The organism is Actinoplanes sp. URMC 104, assembly GCF_051386375.1.
Taxonomy (GTDB): domain Bacteria; phylum Actinomycetota; class Actinomycetes; order Mycobacteriales; family Micromonosporaceae; genus Actinoplanes.
Window position 1 is genome coordinate 520,138 of sequence record NZ_JBPQTO010000012.1, and the last position, 18,774, is coordinate 538,911.

12 protein-coding genes are annotated in these 18,774 nt (G+C 74.7%); 6 read left to right on the forward strand and 6 right to left on the reverse strand.

The annotated features are described in order from the left end of the window. Positions 1-38: 38 nt before the first annotated feature. The gene (locus ACSNN8_RS41350; RefSeq protein ID WP_436656569.1) at positions 39-557 is read right to left on the reverse strand and encodes a peroxiredoxin; all 519 of its coding nucleotides are present in this window, start codon (positions 555-557) and stop codon (positions 39-41) included. Between the two features lie 101 nt (positions 558-658). Here ACSNN8_RS41350 and ACSNN8_RS41355 point away from each other — a divergent pair, with 101 nt between their 5' ends. Continuing rightward, positions 659-991: an STAS domain-containing protein gene (locus tag ACSNN8_RS41355; protein WP_436656571.1), complete on the forward strand. Its 333-nt coding sequence runs from the start codon at positions 659-661 to the stop codon at positions 989-991. 38 nt (positions 992-1,029) lie between these two features. Here ACSNN8_RS41355 and ACSNN8_RS41360 read toward each other — a convergent pair whose 3' ends face one another. After that, positions 1,030-2,073, reverse strand: coding sequence for an ROK family protein (locus ACSNN8_RS41360; protein ID WP_436656573.1), 1,044 nt, complete (start codon positions 2,071-2,073; stop codon positions 1,030-1,032). A gap of 115 nt (positions 2,074-2,188) precedes the next feature. On the opposite strand from ACSNN8_RS41360, the gene ACSNN8_RS41365 reads away from it, so the two are divergent. From ACSNN8_RS41365 to ACSNN8_RS41380, 4 genes are all read left to right on the forward strand, one after another. After that, positions 2,189-3,703, forward strand: a complete 1,515-nt coding sequence (locus tag ACSNN8_RS41365) for a DUF1800 domain-containing protein (protein ID WP_436656575.1) — start codon at positions 2,189-2,191, stop codon at positions 3,701-3,703. Continuing rightward, complete coding sequence (locus ACSNN8_RS41370) at positions 3,703-4,956, forward strand: DUF1501 domain-containing protein (RefSeq protein WP_436656577.1); 1,254 nt, start codon at positions 3,703-3,705, stop codon at positions 4,954-4,956. Before ACSNN8_RS41365 ends, ACSNN8_RS41370 begins: the two co-directional genes overlap by 1 nt. Positions 4,957-5,036: 80 nt before the next feature. Continuing rightward, a complete protein-coding gene (locus ACSNN8_RS41375; protein ID WP_436656579.1) occupies positions 5,037-6,449 on the forward strand; it encodes a DUF2252 domain-containing protein in 1,413 nt (470 codons plus the stop codon). A gap of 82 nt (positions 6,450-6,531) precedes the next feature. Then, entirely contained in the window at positions 6,532-6,936 is a 405-nt protein-coding gene (locus ACSNN8_RS41380) for a pyridoxamine 5'-phosphate oxidase family protein (RefSeq protein WP_436656581.1), read from the forward strand. Between the two features lie 121 nt (positions 6,937-7,057). On the opposite strand, the gene ACSNN8_RS41385 is transcribed toward ACSNN8_RS41380, so the two are convergent. The 3 genes from ACSNN8_RS41385 to ACSNN8_RS41395 form a co-directional block, all read right to left on the reverse strand. Then, positions 7,058-8,203, reverse strand: coding sequence for an FAD-dependent oxidoreductase (locus ACSNN8_RS41385; RefSeq protein ID WP_436656583.1), 1,146 nt, complete (start codon positions 8,201-8,203; stop codon positions 7,058-7,060). Between the two features lie 136 nt (positions 8,204-8,339). After that, positions 8,340-8,777 carry a hypothetical protein gene (locus ACSNN8_RS41390; RefSeq protein WP_436656585.1) on the reverse strand — a complete coding sequence of 146 codons (438 nt, stop codon included), beginning with the start codon at positions 8,775-8,777 and terminating at the stop codon, positions 8,340-8,342. Between the two features lie 148 nt (positions 8,778-8,925). Next, the gene (locus ACSNN8_RS41395) at positions 8,926-9,879 is read right to left on the reverse strand and encodes a pirin family protein (protein WP_436656587.1); all 954 of its coding nucleotides are present in this window, start codon (positions 9,877-9,879) and stop codon (positions 8,926-8,928) included. An 829-nt stretch (positions 9,880-10,708) separates the two neighbouring features. Here ACSNN8_RS41395 and ACSNN8_RS41400 point away from each other — a divergent pair. Continuing rightward, a complete protein-coding gene (locus tag ACSNN8_RS41400) occupies positions 10,709-17,725 on the forward strand; it encodes a hypothetical protein (protein WP_436656589.1) in 7,017 nt (2,338 codons plus the stop codon). Here the strand turns inward: ACSNN8_RS41400 and ACSNN8_RS41405 are convergent. After that, on the reverse strand, positions 17,709-18,761 hold the full coding sequence (locus ACSNN8_RS41405; RefSeq protein ID WP_436656591.1) for a GGDEF domain-containing protein: 1,053 nt from the start codon (positions 18,759-18,761) through the stop codon (positions 17,709-17,711). The genes ACSNN8_RS41400 and ACSNN8_RS41405 overlap by 17 nt on opposite strands. Between the last annotated feature and the right edge of the window lie 13 nt (positions 18,762-18,774).

Here is an 18,774-nt window from a genome sequence, read left to right on the forward strand (position 1 = left end):
CGAACTTCGCCCGTCGATGTCGAGGGCGCCGAAAACGGCTAGGCGGAGCCGAGGCCGTTTTCGGTGTCCTCGGCATCGACCTTCCGGGGCGAAGTTCCGGCCGAGCGGAGCGAGGCCAAGGCAAGCTCGGCATGGTCCTGCATGTTGGTTTCGGAGTGGATGACCTCGAGCACCCGTCGGTCGGTGTCGATCACGAAGGTCATCCGCTTGGTGCTCAGCGGGCCCAGCGGCAGCTTGCGCTTGACGCCGAACGCGGCGGCGACCCTGCTGTCGGGGTCGCTGAGCAGCGGGTAGTCGAACGCGTGCAGGTCGGCGAACTGCTTCTGCCGCGCCGGCTCGTCGCGGCTGATCCCGACGCGCTGGGCGCCCGCCTCGCGGAACTCCGCGGCCAGATCGCGGAACGAGCACGCCTCGGCCGTACAGCCGGAGGTCATGGCGGCGGGATAGAAGAACAGCACCACCGGGCCGGCGGCGAGCAGGTCGCTCAGCCGGCGCGGCACGCCGTCCTGATCGGGAAGCTGGAAGTCCTCGACGACGTCACCTGCGCGAATGCTCACGCCCCCAAATTACTGCCCAGTAGCCGATTCGGCCATCGGGGCCCGCCTCCCCTAGGGTGAGAGGCACCCCCGCACGTTCTCCACCGAAAGCGACACATGCCATGCAGGTCTCGGTCGCGCACCATCCGCCGAACACGGCCGTGCTGGTGCTGCGCGGTTCCCTCGACATCGACACCGCCCCGTCGCTCAAGGCCAACCTCTCCCGCCTGGTCGAACGGCCCTCGCCCCGGGTCGTCGTCGACGTCTCGGGGCTGGATTTCTGCGACTCGATGGGGGTGGGCGTGCTGGTGACCGCGCACGGCCGCGCCACCGAGCGCGACGGCTGGGTGCGCCTGGCCGCGCCGTCCGGATTCCTGCGCCGCCTCTTCGACACCCTCGGGCTGACCGGCTACCTGGCGCTCTACCGGGACGTGGAGAGCGCCCTCAGCGACTGACCGAGGGCGCCTCCCGCGGTCGGATCAGCCGGCAGGCCTCAGGCGCTCTGCACGGCTTCCAGGGCGGCGACGGCCGCGCCGCGGGCGCCGGCCATGTCGAGGTCGGCGACCAGCGCGAACGTGGCCGCCGCCTGCTGCTCGGCCCGCAGCTGGGTGTGCTCGCGGACCGTGTTGAGGAACCACTGCCGGAACTTGGGCGACGCCTCGACGACGCCGCCGCCGAGCAGGTACGCGTGCGGGTCGGTGAAGTTCGCGGCGATGGTGAACAGCTTGCCGATCGCCTTGGCCTGCTGCTCGAAGACCGCCAGCGCGAGCGGGTCCTCCTTCTCGCCGTACGCCCGCAGTTGCTTGGCGGCCTGCGGGAGCGGCTCGGCGGCGAGCGGGTGGTCGGGGAAGCGGGTCAGCCAGTACGGCAGCAGGTTCTTCTTGATGCCGGTGAGCGAGGCGATGCTCTCCCCGTCGCCGGCGAAGCCGCAGTTGCACTCGGGCACGGGCTGGCCGGCCTCGAGCACGCCGTGCAGCGGGATCTGCACGTGCCCCAGCTCCCCCGCCATGCCCGCGGCGCCGCTGACCACGCGGCCGTTCTCGACCACGCCGCCGCCCAGGCCCGTGCCGACGATCGCGGCGACCGACGAGCGGGTCATCGCGTCGGCGCCGAACAGCTGGTGGTGCGCGTAGAGCGCGGCCGCGTTGGCGTCGTTCAGATAGAAGACGGGCAGCCCGATGCGCGCCTCGAGGGCGCTGCGGATGTCGAAGCCGTGCCACGACACCTGACTGAAGTTGGTGGCGCCCTTCGACGAGATGACACCGGTGGCGCTCGCCGGGCCGGGGGTGTCGAGCCCGACCGCGCGCACCAGCGTGAGCGGGGTGCTGGTCAGCTCGAGGATGTTGTGGAAGGCCTCGGCGAGCTGGTCGATCGCGGACTCGGGGCCCTCGGTCACCAGGCTCGGGTTCTCGACGAGCTGGTCGACCAGGTAGCGGCCGGTCGCGTCGAGCACAGTCGCGTTGTTGCAGGTGCCGCCGTTGTCGAGACCGACAACGACCCAGGACGCGGGGGTACGTACCGACTCAGACTGATCCACAGCTTTGAGCGTACGTCCGGGACCGGCCCCGCGGTACGGGTGCGCGGCGATTGCGGGTCCGTTAGTCACGGTTGCAACGGCGACGGCCACGCCCGTCCGGGCCGAAGGGTCGGGCATGACGACCCGACGCACGCTCCTCGCCGCCGGTGCCGCCACCGCTGTCGCCACCGCCGTGGGCGCCGCCCCGGCCGCCGCGGCCTCCGCTCCGGCCGCCCCGGCCGCGCTGCTGCCCGCCGACCCGATCGCGCACCTGGTGCGCCGCGCGACGTTCGGCCCGACCCCTGCCACGCTGGCCGAGGCGAAGCAGCTGGGCGTCGCGGGCTGGCTCGACCGCCAGCTCGACCCGGCCTCGATCGCCGACGCCGCGTGCGACGGGCTGCTGGCCCGCATGCCGCTGGCCGGCGCGAGCATCGCCCGGGTGCGCTCGTCGATCGCCAAGCACTCGTACGACGCGTTCAAGCAGCTGGGCCGGGCCGCCGTGGCGCGCGCCGCGTGGAGCAACCGGCAGCTGTTCGAGGTCACGGTCGCGTTCTGGGCCAACCACCTGCACATCGCCGCCCCCTCCAGCGGCGTGTGGGACAGCCGCAGCGACTACGACGCCCAGGTGATCCGCAAGCACGCGTTCGGGCGCTTCGCCGACATGCTCAAGGCGTCGATGAGGCACCCGGCGATGCTCACCTACCTCGACAACCGCTCGTCGACCAGGACGCACCCCAACGAGAACTACGCGCGTGAGCTCATGGAGCTGCACACGGTCGGCCTGGCGTACACCGAGCAGGACGTCTACGCCGCGGCCCGCCTGCTCACCGGGCTCACGGTCAACACCTCCGGGGCGTACGTCTACGACGGCGCGCGCCACGTGACCGGCGCGGTCGAGATCCTCGGCTTCCGGCACGCCAACGCCACCGCAGCGGTGGGCGAGTCCGCCGCGATGGCCTTCGCCGACCACCTGGCGCGGCACCCCGCCACCGCCCAGCGCCTCGCCACCAAGCTGTGCCGGCGGTTCGTCGCCGACGAGGCGCCGGCCTCGCTGGTCACCAAGCTGGCGAAGGTCTACCTCGACAACGACACCGCGATCAAGCCGGTGCTGAAGGCGCTGTTCACCTCGCCGGAGTTCGCCGCCGCGATCGGGCAGAAGACGCGCACGCCGTTCGAGGACCTGATCGCCACGATCCGGGCGCTGGGGCTGGGACCGGAGACCGCGGGCGTCAAGGCTCTCGACGCGCTCTTCAACGGGCTGGTCAACGCGGGCAACGCGCCGTTCCGGTGGGCGCCGCCGAACGGCTTCCCCGACGTGGCCGCGGCGTGGGCCTCGCCCTCGGGCTTCCTGATGCGCTGCAACAACCACCTCAACCTGGCCGCCGGCTGGTACCCCAGCCAGCTCACCCGTCCCGCCGACCTGCTCCGGTCGCTGGTGCCCGCGCTGCCGCCGACGTACGGCGCTCTGGTCGACGCGCTGGCCGTCCGGCTCGTCGGGGCGAAGCTGCCGACCGCGCACACCGCCGCCGTGCTCAGCGTCGCGGGCAAGCTGCCGACCAGTCCTCTGACCGCATCCGACAAGTCGCTCGCCGGCCACGCGCCGTACCTGATCGCGCTGGTGCTCGACGCGCCGTCCTTCCAGCTGAGGTGATGACCATTTCTGCCCTGCGTCTCGACTGCGGCGAGCTCGTGGTGTCCCGGCGCGGGCTGCTGGGCGCGGCCGCGCTCACCGGGCTCGCGGGGGCCGGGGTGTCGACCGAGCTGGCGTACGCCGCACCCGGCTACACCGGCGACACGCTCGTCGTGCTGTCGCTGCACGGCGGCTTCGACGGGCTCTCGGCGCTGGTCCCGATCGGCGACCCCGACTACTACAAGGCGCGCCCCGCCATCGGCGTGCCCAAGGCCCAGGTCATCGCCGGCGACGGCACGTTCGGCCTGCACCCGGCGCTGGCCCCGCTGCTGCCGCTGTGGACCAGCGGCAAGCTCGCCGGCGTGCACGCGGTCGGCCAGCCCGACCCGACCCGCTCGCACTTCGCGGCCATGGAGGCGATGGAGAACGCGGCGCCCGGCACCTCGCTGCGGACCGGCTGGCTGGGGCGTATGCTCGGCGTCACCGGCGCCACGGGGGCCCTCGCCGGGGTCTCGGTCGGCGCCGCCATGCCGGACCGCCTGTTCGCCGGGCCCGCACCCTCGGTGTCGATGGCCTCGCTCGACAAGTTCACGCTGGCCGGCGACTCGGCGTCGCGCCCGCGGGCGGCGGCGCTGCGGGCGATGTACGCCGACGCCCCGCTGCTGCAGGCGCTGCCGGCCCAGGCTGCCGACCAGGCGCTGACCGCGAGCGCGGCGGTGCGGGCCTCCGCGTACACGCCGGCCAACGGCGCGGTCTATCCCGACACCGAGCTGGGGGCGGCGCTGCGCGACGTGGCCCGGCTGATCAAGGCGAAGGCCGGGCTGGTGACGGCCGCGGTCGACTGCGGCGACTGGGACATGCACGAAGGTCTCGGCACGGCGGTCAAGGGCCAGCGGATGTACGACAACCTCACCGACCTCGCGCTGGCGCTCGCGGCGTTCGCGGCCGACCTGGGGCCGGACGGCATGAGCTCGGTGACGCTGCTGACGATCAGCGAGTTCGGCCGCCGCGTGCAGGAGAACGGCTCGCGCGGCGCCGACCACGGGCACGGCAACGCGATGCTGCTGCTCGGCGGCAACGTGCGCGGCGGCAAGGTGTACGCCAAGTGGCCCGGCCTGGCGCCCGGCGCGCTGGTGGCGGGTGACCTGGCGGCGACCACGGACTACCGCTCGGTGATCGGGGAGATCCTGCAGAAGCGCTGCGGGGTCGGCTCGCTCGCCCAGGTGTTCCCGGGGGTCGCGCCGTCGTCGTTCGGCCTGACGACGGCACGCTGAAACCTCGCGTTGAAGGTGTGTTAACCCGCAGGAGCGGTACTGGGAGAACGCAAGCTCCTGCTGCCCTATGGTGAGCCGTGATGGAACCAGCAACCGGGCACGTCGTCCTCGAAGCCGCCGTCGACGAGGGCTTCGCCTCCCTGCGCCTGCCCGCCCGGCCGCGCGCCGAGCGCTACCGGCTGGGCCGGTCGCTGCGCGAGCGCTCGCACCGCTCCGACATGGCGCACTGGTCGGCACCGGACGGCCGGGTCGACCCGGTCACGCAGATCATCAACGCCAACCGGGGCCGGCAGCCGTGGCTGGTGCCCGTCCGGGTCGGCCGGATGATCGCCTCGCCGTACGCGTATCTGCGCGGCTCGGCCAACGTCATGGCCGACGACTTCGCCACGCTGCCCGCCACCGGCATCACGCCGGTCATCTGCGGCGACGCCCACCTGGGCAACTTCGGCTTCTACGCCTCCCCCGAGCGGGAGCTGGTGTTCGACCTCAACGACTTCGACGAGGCCCACCCCGGCGCATGGGAGTGGGACCTGCGCCGGCTCGTGACCAGCGTGCACGTGGCCGGCCGGCAGAACGGCTTCAAGGAGAGCGCCTGCGGCGACGCCGTGCAGCACTGCGTCGAGGAGTACCAGTGGCAGATCAAGCACCTCGCCGAGCAGCCGCTGCTGGGCCGCTCCTTCGCCCAGATGGACGTCGACCGGCTGCGCTCGGCGGCCTCGCGGGCCAGCTTCCGCGACCAGGTCGACCGGGCCGCCCGGCGCGCCCGCCGGCGCACCAGCGACCGGGCGCTGCCCCGCTTCACCGAGCTTCGTGACGGCACCACCCGGCTGGTCGAGGAGCCGCCGCTGATCACCCGGCCCAGTGCGTCGGAGATCGATCAGCTGGCCGAGGCGCTGGACGGCTACCTCAACACGCTGCCGCCGCACTGGGCCCGGATCCTGGCCGGCTACCGCATCGTCGACATCGCCCACAAGGTGGTCGGCGTCGGCTCGGTCGGCCTGCGGGCGTACGTGGCGCTGTGCGAGGGGTCGAGCCCGTCGGACGTGCTGTTCCTGCAGCTCAAGCAGGCCCGGCGCTCGGTCGTGGCGCACCACCAGCACGGCGACGCGGCATGGCACCGGCACCAGGGCCAGCGCGTGGTCGAATACCAGCAGGCGCTGCAGACGGTGTCGGACCCGCTGCTGGGCTGGGCGACGGTCGGCGACACCCAGTTCTACGTGCGCCAGTTCCGCGACATGAAGGGCGCGATCGTCGTCGAGGACATCGACGCCGGGGCGCTGAGCGACTACGCCGGGATCTGCGGCTACCTGCTGGCGAAGTCGCACGCCCGCACCAGCGGCGCCTCCATGATCGCCGGCTACGTCGGCAGCAGCAGCAAGCTGGCCGAGGCGCTGTGCCGGTTCGCCCGCGCCTACGCCGACCAGGTCGAACACGACCACGCCTGCCTGGTCGCCGCCGTGCGCCGGGGAATCCTGCCTGCCGAGCACGCCTGATCCGGCCCCCGGCTCCCCGGTCGATCTTGGCAACCCGCATGATGGGCCGGGTGAGCATCCGTACGCGCGTGGCGGCCCGCCGGTGAGCGGCCGCGTCAGCATCGACAACCCCGAGCTGCTCGAGTTCTGGACCGAGCGCCACCTGTGCACGCTGACCACGCTGCGGGCCGACGGCTCGCCGCACGTGGTGGCGGTCGGCGCGACGCTCGACCCGGCGGGCGGGCTGGCCCGGGTGATCTCGTCGTCGACGTCGGCGCACGTGCGGCACGTCCGCAACGGCCAGAACCGGGTGGCCGTCTGCCAGGTGGAGGGCCCCCGCTGGACGACCGTCGAGGGGCTCGCGGTCGTGCGCGACGACCCCTCGTCGGTGGCCGAGGCCGTCAAGCGCTACGCGGCCCGCTACCGCACCCCCCGCCCCAACCCGGCGCGCGTGGCCATCGAGATCACCGTCACGCGGATCCTCGGTTCGAGCCGCTTCACCGCCTGAGCCGCCCGCGCCGTCGGCCACCTCACCGCCCGCGCCGCGCCTTCAGCCGCCGGCCGCCTGACCACCTGCGCGGCCCCAACCACTGGCCGCGTCACCCGCCCGCGCCGCTCCTCCAGCCGCCTCACCACCCCAGCCGCTCGCGCAGGCGCAGCCCGGCGCCGGCGGACGGCAGCGCCACCCGGGTCGCCAGCGCGTGCAGCACCGGGTTTGCCAGGCGCCGCTGCCAGGCCAGCGGCGGGCGCGCCTCGTCGACGGCCCTCGGGGCGTACGTGAGAAGTCTCTGCTGGTAGCGCGCGAGCGCCTCGTCGACCGGGCAGGTCGCCAGGTCGTCCGCGAGGTGGACGGCGTCGAGGATTGCGGTGCTCGCCCCGGCGCCGGCGGTGGGCGGCATCGGGTGGATCGCATCCCCGAGCAGGGTCACGCGGCCGGCGGGCCAGGGCTGCAGCGCGGCCGGGAACCAGAACGGGAACGCCGCGACGCTGCCCGGCTCGGACCCGTCGATCAGCGCGTGGAAGTCGTCGCTCCAGCCGGCGGTCAACCGGTGCGCCTCGCGCAGCAGGTCGCTGCCGACCTGCTCGGCGACCACCGACCAGACCACGTACGGCGGCTCGGCGGCGGGGTCGTCGCCCCGCGCGCCGTGCAGGCTCAGGAACGAGCCCACGCCGCCCGGGCCGATCACGAACGCGAGACCGTGGCGCAGGTCGGCCGGGATGCGCCGGGGCAGCAGCGACCGGCCGGCGATACCCACGACGCCGGCCGGCCGAGCGGTGCTCCGCCCCACCCATCGCCGCGCGGTGCGCGAGCCGGCGCCGTCCGCGGCCACCAGCACGTCGGCCTCGGTGCCGTCGGCGAGCACGACGCCGGTCGCCGTGGCCTCGTACCCGGAAACGGGGGTCCCCCACCTCAGGTGGAGCTCGAGGCCGCGGGCGAGCACGGCGCGCAACGGGCGCCGGCCGATCATGAGCACCTCGCCGGGGTGGCGCACCGGGATCCGCAGCCGCGTGCGACCGCGATGGTCGAGCACGGCGAACTGCCGGAACGCGTCGTTGTCGGCCCCGCACTCGCGCAGCGCCCGCACCGACGCCTCGGGGAGCACGTCGCCGAGCGCGGCGAACGCCTCCGCGGTGAGGTGCAGCCGGTAGCCGTCGGTGCGCTCGAGCCCCGCATCCCGGTCGAACACCACGCAGTCGATGCCGCGCCGGCGCAGCGCGTGGGCCAGCGTCAGCCCGCCGATGCCCGCGCCGGCGATCGCGACCTTGAGTGTCATCTCAGCCCACCGCGACTCCGCTCCCGCCGGGCGGCCGGTCCGCCCGGGATGCGAAGACCCTACGTCGCGGCGGGCCACTGATCGGGGTTGTCCACAATCGGCCGTCGTCCACAGGGCGGCTCGACAGCGACCGTGATCAGATGCGACCGTCGGAGGTGAACGGGCCCACCTTGGCGGGCAGGACCAGGCCGGCCGCGGCCAGCGACATCAGCAGGTCGTGCAGCTGGCGCCGGGTGAGGGTCTGCTCGGCCGCGATCTCGGGGTGGGCGAGGCCGAGCGCGCGGGCCGCCTCGATCGCCCGGGTGCCGATCGCCGCCTCGACCGCCCACAGGCGGTGGGCGCGCATCGCCAGGTGGGCCGACGCGGTGAGCTCGCTGTGCAGCCGCAGCAGGCGGCGCAGGTCGGCGGCGAGCTGCTCGATGGGCGGCCCGAGGGGCTGCGGCGGTTTCGGACGTGCCGCCTCCCAGCGGTCGGCGATCGCGCCGCACCACTTGGGGGCGAAGACCACGACAGCGCCGAGCAGCGTCGGTGTGGCCACGATGAGCGCGAGCTTCCCCAGATCCCAGACGTCCACTGATGCTCCCTGTGAACGGCAGACAAGGCCGTACCTCGACCATCCGCCCGCGCCGGGGCACCGTCAACCCGAACGCCCCCGCGGACGCACCGCCCGTGCGCCGTCTGCCAAAACCGAAGCCCCACGGGTGACTCGGGGCGGCCTCAGGTCATCGGACGCGGCCGCGCGGGACCAGCCGGGAGATGGGCATGGGCGGAGCGGGCAGCGGCAGACCGTCGTAGCCGCGGACCTCGCCGAACCGGGGCGTGCGGTCCGCCCAGTCGGCTCGCATCTGGACGATCTCGTCGTGGTCGCGGCCGACGAAGTTCCACCACATGACCAGGCGCTCCTCGAACGGCTCGCCGCCGAGCAGCAGCAGGCGGGACGCGGAGCCGGTCGCCACCCGTACGGAATCCCGGCCGGCACCCAGATAGAGCAGCGGGCCGGGCTTGAGCGTGGTGTCGTCGACGACCACCGCGCCGTCGAGCGCGAGCACCGCGTATTCGAAATCGGGCCGCAGCAGGAGGGTGGACCCGGGGCCGGGCGCGAGCGTGATCTCGGCGCCGACCAGGGGCGTGTGGCAGTCAGCGGGCGAGGTGGCGCCCGCGAAGGTGCCCATGAGGACCGTCGCGGTGAACCCGTCCCCGGTGACGACGGGCAGGTCGTCGTGGTGGGCGAAGGCGGGCGGCATGTCGCGGGCGGCGTGCGGCAGCGCGACCCACAGCTGAACGCCGTGCAGCACGGGCGTGTGCTCGCGCGGCGTCTCCTCGGAGTGGGAGATGCCGCGGCCCGCGGTCATCAGGTTGAGCCGGCCGGGGCGGATCTCCTGCACCGTGCCGAGGCTGTCGCGGTGCAGCACCTCGCCCGCGAGCAGCCAGGTCACCGTCTGCAGGCCGGTGTGCGGGTGCGGGCCGACGCGCATGCCGTCGGAGTCCGCCAGGTCGTGCGGACCGTACGCATCGAGGAAGCACCAGGCGCCGACCATGCGGCGCCGGCGGTTGGGCAGGGTGCGGGTGACGGCGAAGCCGCGCGGGCCGCCCAGGGCGACCGGCGCGCCCTCAAGCAGCTCCACGGTGGCCGGCGCGGGGAGCCCGACCTCGGGGTCTGCCTCGAAGCTGCTCATGCCCACGACGCTACCGCCCGGGTATGACAGGGGAAACGGCGAAACGGCGGCGGGGAGCTACCCCGCCGCCGTTTCTGTCCCGGCACTGCCGCACAGGGCACGACCTCACACCGGCATGGGGGGCAGGACGATGTGAGCGTTCGCGTTGCGGTTGTGCGGTGGCGACCTCAGAGACGGGGGCGACGGCCGCCGGCCGGGGGGTTGAGGGTCTCGAGCGTCCAGACGTCGAGGCGGCGCAGAGCCGCCCGCCAGGTGGCGCGTACGGCGCCGAGGTCGAGGTGCGGCATGGATCCGCTCCTTTCGATCGGTGTCGTGTGCCCCACCCGGGACGACGTCGTCCCGGGCGCTCCTCCACGGTGACACCGCCCGACACCTTGATCCGCAGCCGGGAGGGGTGTGTTGCACCACTGCCGCGAGGCCGGAACGCCCGGAGGGCGTCAGGTTACCGGTCCGTATCCTCAGAACGGGTTTAAGAATGGCTTAAGTTCGGCCCGCGATCGACGGTGACCGGGCGTCCCGCCGGGCCGACGATCTGTACAACAGCCGACACCTTTTGAACCGTTCGCCGCTGGTCCACGTACTCTCCGCCGACGAACAAGCCCGGCGGAGCAGCGAGCCGGGGCCGGCCGCCGGTCCCGACCCCGCGGCGAGGCCGTGGGACGCGCTCCAGGGGGTGGTGGCGCGGCCCGCAAATCCGTGGTTAACCTTCCACATCCACCGCGTGGGAGGGGACGATCCGGGCACGCGTGACGAACAGGGGGCGAGGCATGCGGCGATGGGGTGAAGGGCAGTTCCCCTTGCGCCGTGAGCACGTTCCGGGAGCTGCGGCATGAGCTTCGAGGACGACGAATACTGGGAGGAGGAGTACTCGGAGTACTCCATCGTTCCCAACGCGGCCGTCGTTCAGGAGCGGCAGTACGAGCGTCGCGACACCCCCGACCCGGTGATCCCCACCCGGCGCGGCGGCGCGGACGCCGGCACCCCCGTCGACGAGCTGGCCGCGCGCCGGCAGCGGCGTGCGGCGAGCAACACCGGGGGTGGCACCCGCCGGCCCCAGGCCGCGTTCGACTCGCAGCGCCCCAGCTGGCTCGACGACCCCGACTTCGTGCCGATCGACACCTCGCAGCCCAACCTGGCCGGCGACGACTTCGACGACGTCGACTTCAACCGGCCCGAGCTGGGCGCCGACTTCGACGCGCCGGACACCACCTTCGCCCGGCGCGACGACCGGTACGACCCGCTCGACGACATCGACGAGCCCTACGATCATCGCGACCTGGTGGCGTACGGGCACGGGCCCGACCCCGGCGTCAAGACCGTCAGCCGCAGCGAGGACGAGGAGCGCCCGGCCGGCCGCCGGCGTCAGCGGCCCGAACCGGAGCGTCGCCGCCGCGAGGACCCGCCGGCCGCCAGCGGTCGCGCGCGGGTGCCCGAGGATCCCTACCGCCGTCCGGCCCGGCGCGACGACTCGTACGACTACGACGACCGCCGCCGCCCCTACCCCGACGAGCGCGGCCGGCGTGCGGCCATGATCTGGGAGGAGCCGGGCCGCTACGACCAGACCCCCGATGGCGGCGACCGCCGGCGCGGCAGCGAGCGGCGACGCGACGAGTACGAGTACCGCGAGGCCGCCGACCGCCGCGACCCGCAGCGGCGCCGCGGTCCCGACTCCCTCTCCCGCGGTTTCGACTCCCGCTCTCGCGGGTCCGACTCCCTGTCTCGCGGGTCTGACTCCCTGTCCCGCGGGCCTGAGTCTCTATCCCGCGGCGCCGACTCCCTGTCTCGCGGGTCTGACTCCCTGTCCCGCGGCTACGACGACCGCTCCGAGGGCTCGCGGTCGCGCGGCTACGACGACCGTCGGCCTTGGCCTGACGAGCGGATCGCGCCCGACGCGGACGCCCGCACGATCGACGGCGAGATCCTCGACGAGCGTGCCCCGCGCACCATCGAGGGAGAGATCGTCGAGGACCGCCGCCGGCGCCCCACCGAGCGGTGGGACGACGGCCGGCCGGTCGGCGGCCAGGGCTGGACCGAGGACAGCCCGGTCGGCGACGGCAACGGCCGGGTCGCGGAGATCACGGCCGGCGAAGACCACGGCTGGGTCGAGGCCGGCTCGGACCGCAACCGCGCCGCCGACCGCGGCTGGGGCGAAGCCCACTCCGATCAGAGCCGCGAGGATGACCGCGGCTGGGTCGCGGCCGAGTCGGACCGGAGCCGCAACGCAGACCGCGGCTGGGTCGAGGCCGAGCCGGAGCGGAGCCGCGACGCCGGCCGAGGCGCCGCCGAGCCCGACGCCGACCACGGCTGGGTCGAGGCCGAGCCGGACCACAGCGGCGGCTGGGTCGAAGCCGAGCCGGAGCGGAGCCGCGACGCCGGCCGAGGCGCCGACGAGTCCGATGCTGACCACGGCTGGGCCGAGGAAGGCACGCGCTCGCAGGAGCCGGCGGCCGAGGACCAGGCCGACAGCCCCCGCGTGGTCAGCAAGCCCGCACCGCCCGCCGCGCCGCGGGTGGTCGGCAAGGAGCAGCCGCCGCCTCCGCCGCGCGTCATCAAGGCCGACCCGCCCGCCGCACCCCGGGTCGTCGGCACCCACGCGCCGACACCGGCCGCCCGGGTGGTCAGCCCGCCTCCGGCACCGGTGACTCCGGCGGCGCCGTCCGCTCCTTCGCCGCGCCAGAGCTCACCGTCTTCTCCTCCGCCGGGCCAGGGTTCGCCGTCTTCTCCTCCGCCGGGCCAGAGCTCGCCGTCTTCTCCTTCGCCGGGCCAGAGCTCGCCGCGCACCGCGCCGGACCCCGGCCACGCGGCGCGGGCCTCGGTGCCGCCGGCTGCCGCCGGACCGACGCCGGGCAACCGCGACGGACGTCCACCGGCCGCCGGCGCAGGCCAGGCCCGGGTCGACCAGGGTCAGTCCGGCCGCCCTTCGGCGCCCGGCCAGGCGGGTCGTGCCTCCGTGCCCGTGCCGCCTCCGGGTGATCCGCGCGGTCCGGCCCCGTCTTCGCCGCCGCCCGCCCGCGGTCCGGCCCCGTCTTCGCCGCCGCCCGCCCGTGGACCGGTCCAGTCCTCGCCGCCTCCCGCCCGCGGGCCCTTCCCGCCGCAGGCGCCGGGCGACCGCTCGGCCGCCGAGACCGATCCGCGGCTCGAGGCGCCGCCTGGACCGCGTTCACGGCGCAGCCCTCGAACCGCCCACGTCTACCTCGCCGAGGGCGACGACCCGTGGTCGATGGTGCCGGACGAGGCGCCACCCGCCGCCCTGCCCAGCAGCGGCCTCGGCCGTCCAGTGTCGCCGGGCGCGCCCCACCCCGCGGCCGATGAGGCGATGCCACAGCGCGTTCCGCCTCGTGGCGACCGGTCGGACGCAGTTCCGCCCGCCGCAAGTCACGGCGTCGCCCCGCCCGCGACAACAGGTCACGGCGCCGTCCCGCCCGCGACAGCAGGTCACGGCGCCGTCCCGCCGGCGGCGGCACGTCACGGCGTCGCCCCGCCCGAAGCCCGGCCCGGCTCGGCCCCGACGTACGACGCGATGCCCGGTGGTGCGCGGCCGCCCGCGGCGGCGCCGAACGCAACCGACGATGACCGGTTCCCGCCGTCGGCCGCCCCGGCGCAGCCCCGTCCCGCGTCAGCGGACCTGCCTTTGTCGCCGGCTGCGCCGATGCCGCCGGCCGACCGGCGTGGTTCGGCGATGCCGCCCGTGGTCGCGCCCCCCGGGACGCCCACGCCGGACGGCACCCACGTACAGGCCGTCCCAGCGCCCGACGTTCCCGGGCCGCGTCCGTCGGAGGCCGTGCCGCCGCCGCAGGCGTATGCGCGACCGGCCTCGCCGCAATCTCCGCAGGCGGCACCGACGCACACCTATCCCCCGCAGGCTGCTCCGCCCCTGGGGTACCACGCGGGCCCGGCGCCCGTGTCACCGGCGGCTTCGGCGCATGCACGGCCGACGTCCGTTCCACCGGCGGCCTCCAGTGGGCCGCTCTCGCCCGGCGGCGGGCAGAACACCCCCGCCCGTGGCTCGGCGTGGGGCGACACGCAACCGCCCGGTCAGCACGACGCGCAGGGTTGGGCCCAGCCCGGCCCGCAGGTCCCCGACCAGCGCTCCCAGCACCCGGGGCGGGAAGCCGCCATGCCGGCCCAGCGCGCCCCGGAGCTAGCCCAGACGCCCAGCGAGCAGAACTCGACCCACCACAAAACCGGCGGCGACTTCTTCCGCCGGGCTGTCGACAAGCTCTTCGGCGGTTCCGACAAATCGCGCCGGCCCGCCGAGCAGCAGCCCCAGGACCGCCCGGCTCCGAGCGGCCCGGCCGACCAGCAGGCCCAGGCCCCGTGGCCCGGCGGTCAGGCAGACGCTTGGCACCACGACGCCGGGCAGCCCATGCCGCAGCAGCCCTTCCCCGCACAGCGGACACCGGACCAGCACCCCGTCAGCCACGAGGCGCCCGGCCAGCATGTGCCTGCGCAGCACGGGCCCAGCGAGCACGCACCTGCGCAGCACGCGCCCAGCCAGCACGCACCTGCGCAGCACGCGCCCACGCAGCACGCGCCGAGCCAGCACGCGCCCGCGCAGCACGCGCCCGGCCAACACGGGCCCGGCCAGCACGCGCCCGCCCAGTACGCGCCCGGCCAGCACGCGCCCGCGCCGCACATGCCCGGCCAACACGCGCCCGCGCAGCACACGCCCGGCCAACACGGGCCCGGCCAACACGGGCCCGGCCAACACGGGCCCGGCCAGCACGCGCCCGCGCAGCACGCGCCTAGCCAACACACGCCTGTGCAGCACACGCCCGGCCAGCACGCGCCCGCGCAGCATGCGCCCAGTCAACACGCACCCGGGCAGCACGCGTCCAGCGAGCACCCGTCTGCGCAACGTTCGCCCGGCCAGCCCGCATTCATGCAGCACACGGCCGGTCAGCACGCACCTGCGCAGGACACACCCGGCCCGCGCGGATACGAGCAGCAAGGACCCGCGCAGCGGACGCCGAGCCGGCAGGCATCCGAGCAGCACGGACCCACGCAGGACGCGTCCGGCCAACAGGGGCTCGACGGCTCCACGCCGCACGCACTGAGCCAGCCCGGGAACATCGAGCAAGCACCGGCCCAGCGCACTGACGGCCCTGCCATGCCTCGACAGCATGCTCGCGGGGATGCCATTCCCGGTTGGCATGTGTCCGACGACGCCGTTTCGGCGCGGGACGGCTCTGAGGGTGCGGCGCCGGGCCGATGGGTCGAGGGGCGGGACGTTCGAGCGCAGTACGCGCCCGATCATGAGGCCGCTGATCAGCACGTCGCGGGGTGGCCGCCGGCGGATCCGCACGGGGCCGAGATGGACGCGCCCGCGCAGGACGGGTTCGAGCGGGACGCGTTCGAGCGGCGTGGAGCCTCGCCCGTGCCAGGGCAGCAGGTGCCCGGAACGGAAGGTACGGCGGCGGGTGAGGAATCGCCGTGGGCGCCGCGCCCGCAGCAGGCAGCCGACGGTCGCGCGGCGGCGGGACGGCCGACGTCGCTGGCTTCGGCGCCCGTGAGCGCTCCGACCGGCGGGCAGGAGTATGTCAGCCCGCAGAGTCCGGCGGTGCCGGCGATCCCGCGACAGGTTCAGAGTGAGCACCCGGTCGCACCGGCGCCCATGCCGAACGAGGGTGCGTCGGCAACGGCACGGCCGCAGACGCAAATGCCGGGGCAGTCGGCCGGGCTCGCACCTCAGGAGGCGAGCAGTCCGCGCGCGGCAACGCACCCGCAGCCGGACATGCCGACTCAGCCGGTGGCACCGCCGCGCCAGGAAGTCAGTGCGCCCTCGGCGGCCCAGCCGCACGCGCAGATGCCGACCCAACCGGTCGCACCGCCGCGCCAGCAAGTCAACGCACCCCCGGCGGCCCAGCCGCACGCACAGATGCCGACCCAACCGGTCGCACCGCCGCGCCAGCAAGCCAGCGCACCCCCGACGGCCCAGCCGCACGCACAGATGCCGACCCAACCGGTCGCACCGCCGCGGCAGTGGGTCAGCGCTTCCCCGGTGCCGTCGCCGCAGCAGGGCGATGCTTCCGTTGAGGCGGATGCGCCTGCACAGCAGCAGCAGCAGGGTGCAGGAGCTGGCGACGCGTTGAGCGGGCGGGTGCCGGATGATCGGCCGGCGCAAGAGCAGTCGGTGGCGGAACGGCGTACGGCCGACGTGCCCCTGCAGCGGGCATCGGGCGACGACGCGGCGGGGGCTGGAGCGCAGCGCGACGGGAACGAAGGGGTGTCGCGTGCCTCGCGGCACGCCGGGCCGGACGATGGAAGCGAGCAGGCCGGGTCGGCGGTGGAGGATCCGCATCGGCTGGGGGCTCATGCGGCGCCGTACATGGATCCGGACGGGACGTTGCACAACGTCCGGCCGATAGGGCGTCTGGCCATCTCCGGGGAGGACGCACCGCAGCGGACGGCGGACACCGAGTTCGGGGGCATGTGGTTCACCGCGAAGGTGGATGCTGCTGCCGGGGCCGGGGAGGCGGCGTCGGTCACGGACGCGAGAGACTCGGCGGGCCGCGATCAGGGAGCCGAGGAGGGCGTCCGGGGCGACGATCGCCGGGTCATCGACTTCGATGTAACCGGGCTCTTCCAGGGCATGCCGGTCCCCGGGGACCAGTCGGCCGCCGGGAACGGGCGACCCGCCGACGACCGGGGCAGGTCCGAAGAAGCGCGGCCCGCCGAAGAAGGCGAAGAGCCCGGACAGGGGCGGCCCGCCGAGGACGGAGGCAAGCGGCCGGCCTACGAAGGGGAAGGGTCCGGACGGGAGTGGCCTGCCGACGACGCAGGCAGGCCGGACGAGGAGCGACCCACCAACGACGGCGCAAGGCCCGGACGGGAGCGGCCTGCCGACGACGCACGCAGGCCGGACGAGGAGCGACCCACCAACGACGGCGCAAGGCCCGGACGAGAGCGGCAGGCCGACGACGCACGCAGGCCCGACGAGGAGCGACCCACCAACGACGGCGCAAGGCCCGGACGGGAACGGCAGGCCGACGACGCAGGCAGGCCCGAAGGCGCGCGGCGCACCGGCGAAGGCGAGCAGCGCACCGACGAGGGAGGCAGCCCCGGAGGTGAGCGGCCGGCTCCGCAGGAGCCGGGGCCGGTTGACGCGGCCTCGGTGCGGGCCACCATCGACGAGCAGATGGCGGCGGGGTGGGACGAGGCCGCCGGCGTGGTGCGGGCGAAGGTTGAGCGGCCCGCGTTGTCGGCGGCGGACCTGGAAGCGATCCGGTGGCGGCTCGACGGGGCGACGCTGCGGGAAGTGGTGGACGACCGGGAGGCGCTGCGGGAGCTGGGTGAGCGGCTCGACGGGCCGCTGGCGGACGAGGCCGACATCGTGGTGAAGGCGGGGCTGCTCAGCGTCCGCGCGGAGGTGTACCGGCTGCTCGGGGAGCTGGGCATGGCGGCGGCGGCGAGCCGGCTGGCGCTGGCGCACGCGGAGTCGGCGCGGGACCTGCAGTCGATGGTGATCGCTCAGGCGGAGCTGGCCCACATCCTGCGGCTGCGGGGGGACTTCCAGGAGGCCGACCGGCTGTTCGCGAGGGCGACCGGCGCGGAGGTGCCCGAGTCGCTGCGCAGCGTGGTGCACGAGAACGCGGGGCGCTGCTGCTTCGACCAAGGCCGGCACATGGAGGCCCTCGACCACTTCGCCCGGGCCGTACGCCTCGGCGGCCCCGAGGACGCCGACCTGGCGGCGCGCGTGGGGGTGTGCCTCGAGGCGGTCTACATCCACGTGCTGCGCGACGGCTGGGGGCCTTATCCGCGTACGCGGGAGGACATCCTGGGCGTGAGCCGCGGCGGGCCGCTGGACGAGGCGACCGCGGAGCAGCCGGTCATCCAGCCGCGCTGACCTCGGCGGGCTGCCCGGTGCTGTGCCGCCCGGGCGGCGTGACGGCCATGGCCGTACGGCCTCGCCCGCCGTCCTTAGCCCGGTAGAGCGCGTCGTCGGAGGCCGCGCGCAGCTCCTCGGCGGTGCCGGCGTGGTCGGGCAGCACGGCGATGCCGATGCTCAGGCCGGGCGGCCCGGACGGCAGTTCGGCGGCGGCTTCCAGGGCGGCGCGCACCTCGTCGGCGGCGTGCCGGGCGCCGTCGCGGTCGGTGCGCAGCAGCAGGGCGAACTCGTCGCCGCCGAGGCGGGCCACCACGTCGTCCGTGCGCTTGGCCACCGTACGCAAGGCCTCCGCCACGGCTTGCAGCGCCCGGTCACCCGCGCCGTGCCCCCAGGTGTCGTTGATCGACTTGAAGTGGTCGATGTCCACGGTCAGCAAGGCGAGCGGCCCGCCGCCGTGGCTCGCGCGGGCCAGCGAGCCGTCGAAGGAGCGCCGGTTCGCGACGCCGGTGAGCGGGTCGACGAGCGCCTGCGCCTCGAGCACCTCGCGGAGCCGGTCGTGGCGGTTGCGCAGCGACGACGCCACGACGATGGCGGTGAGGGTGAACGCCACGGTGATCGAGATCCAGTCGGCAAGCGCGTGGCCGGGGCTGAGCACCGTGAACCCGACCGCGGCCTGGCCGGCCGAGACCAGCGCCAGCGTGAGCCCGGCGTTGCGGTTGCTGAGGAAGTTGGCGGCGTACAGGATCGGCCAGAGGTAGAAGAACTGCGAGCCCGCGGCCGCGTCGCGGGAGGCGAAGTTCAGCCCGGCGATCATGATGGTGGTGGCGAACGGGGCGACCAGCCACCACAGGCGGGGCAGCCGCGCCGGCCGCCAGTACGACATCGCGCCGCCGCCCGCCATGACCAGGCAGACCAGCGCGATCGCGACGACCCAGCCGAGCGGGTGCTCGTCGGGCAGCACGATGCCGGTCACGAAGACGAGCGGAGCGGCGGCGAGCATCAGGTACGCGACGCTGCGGGCGGCGCCCGGTTCGTCGCGGAGCTGAAATCGCACCGTGTGCCCGCCC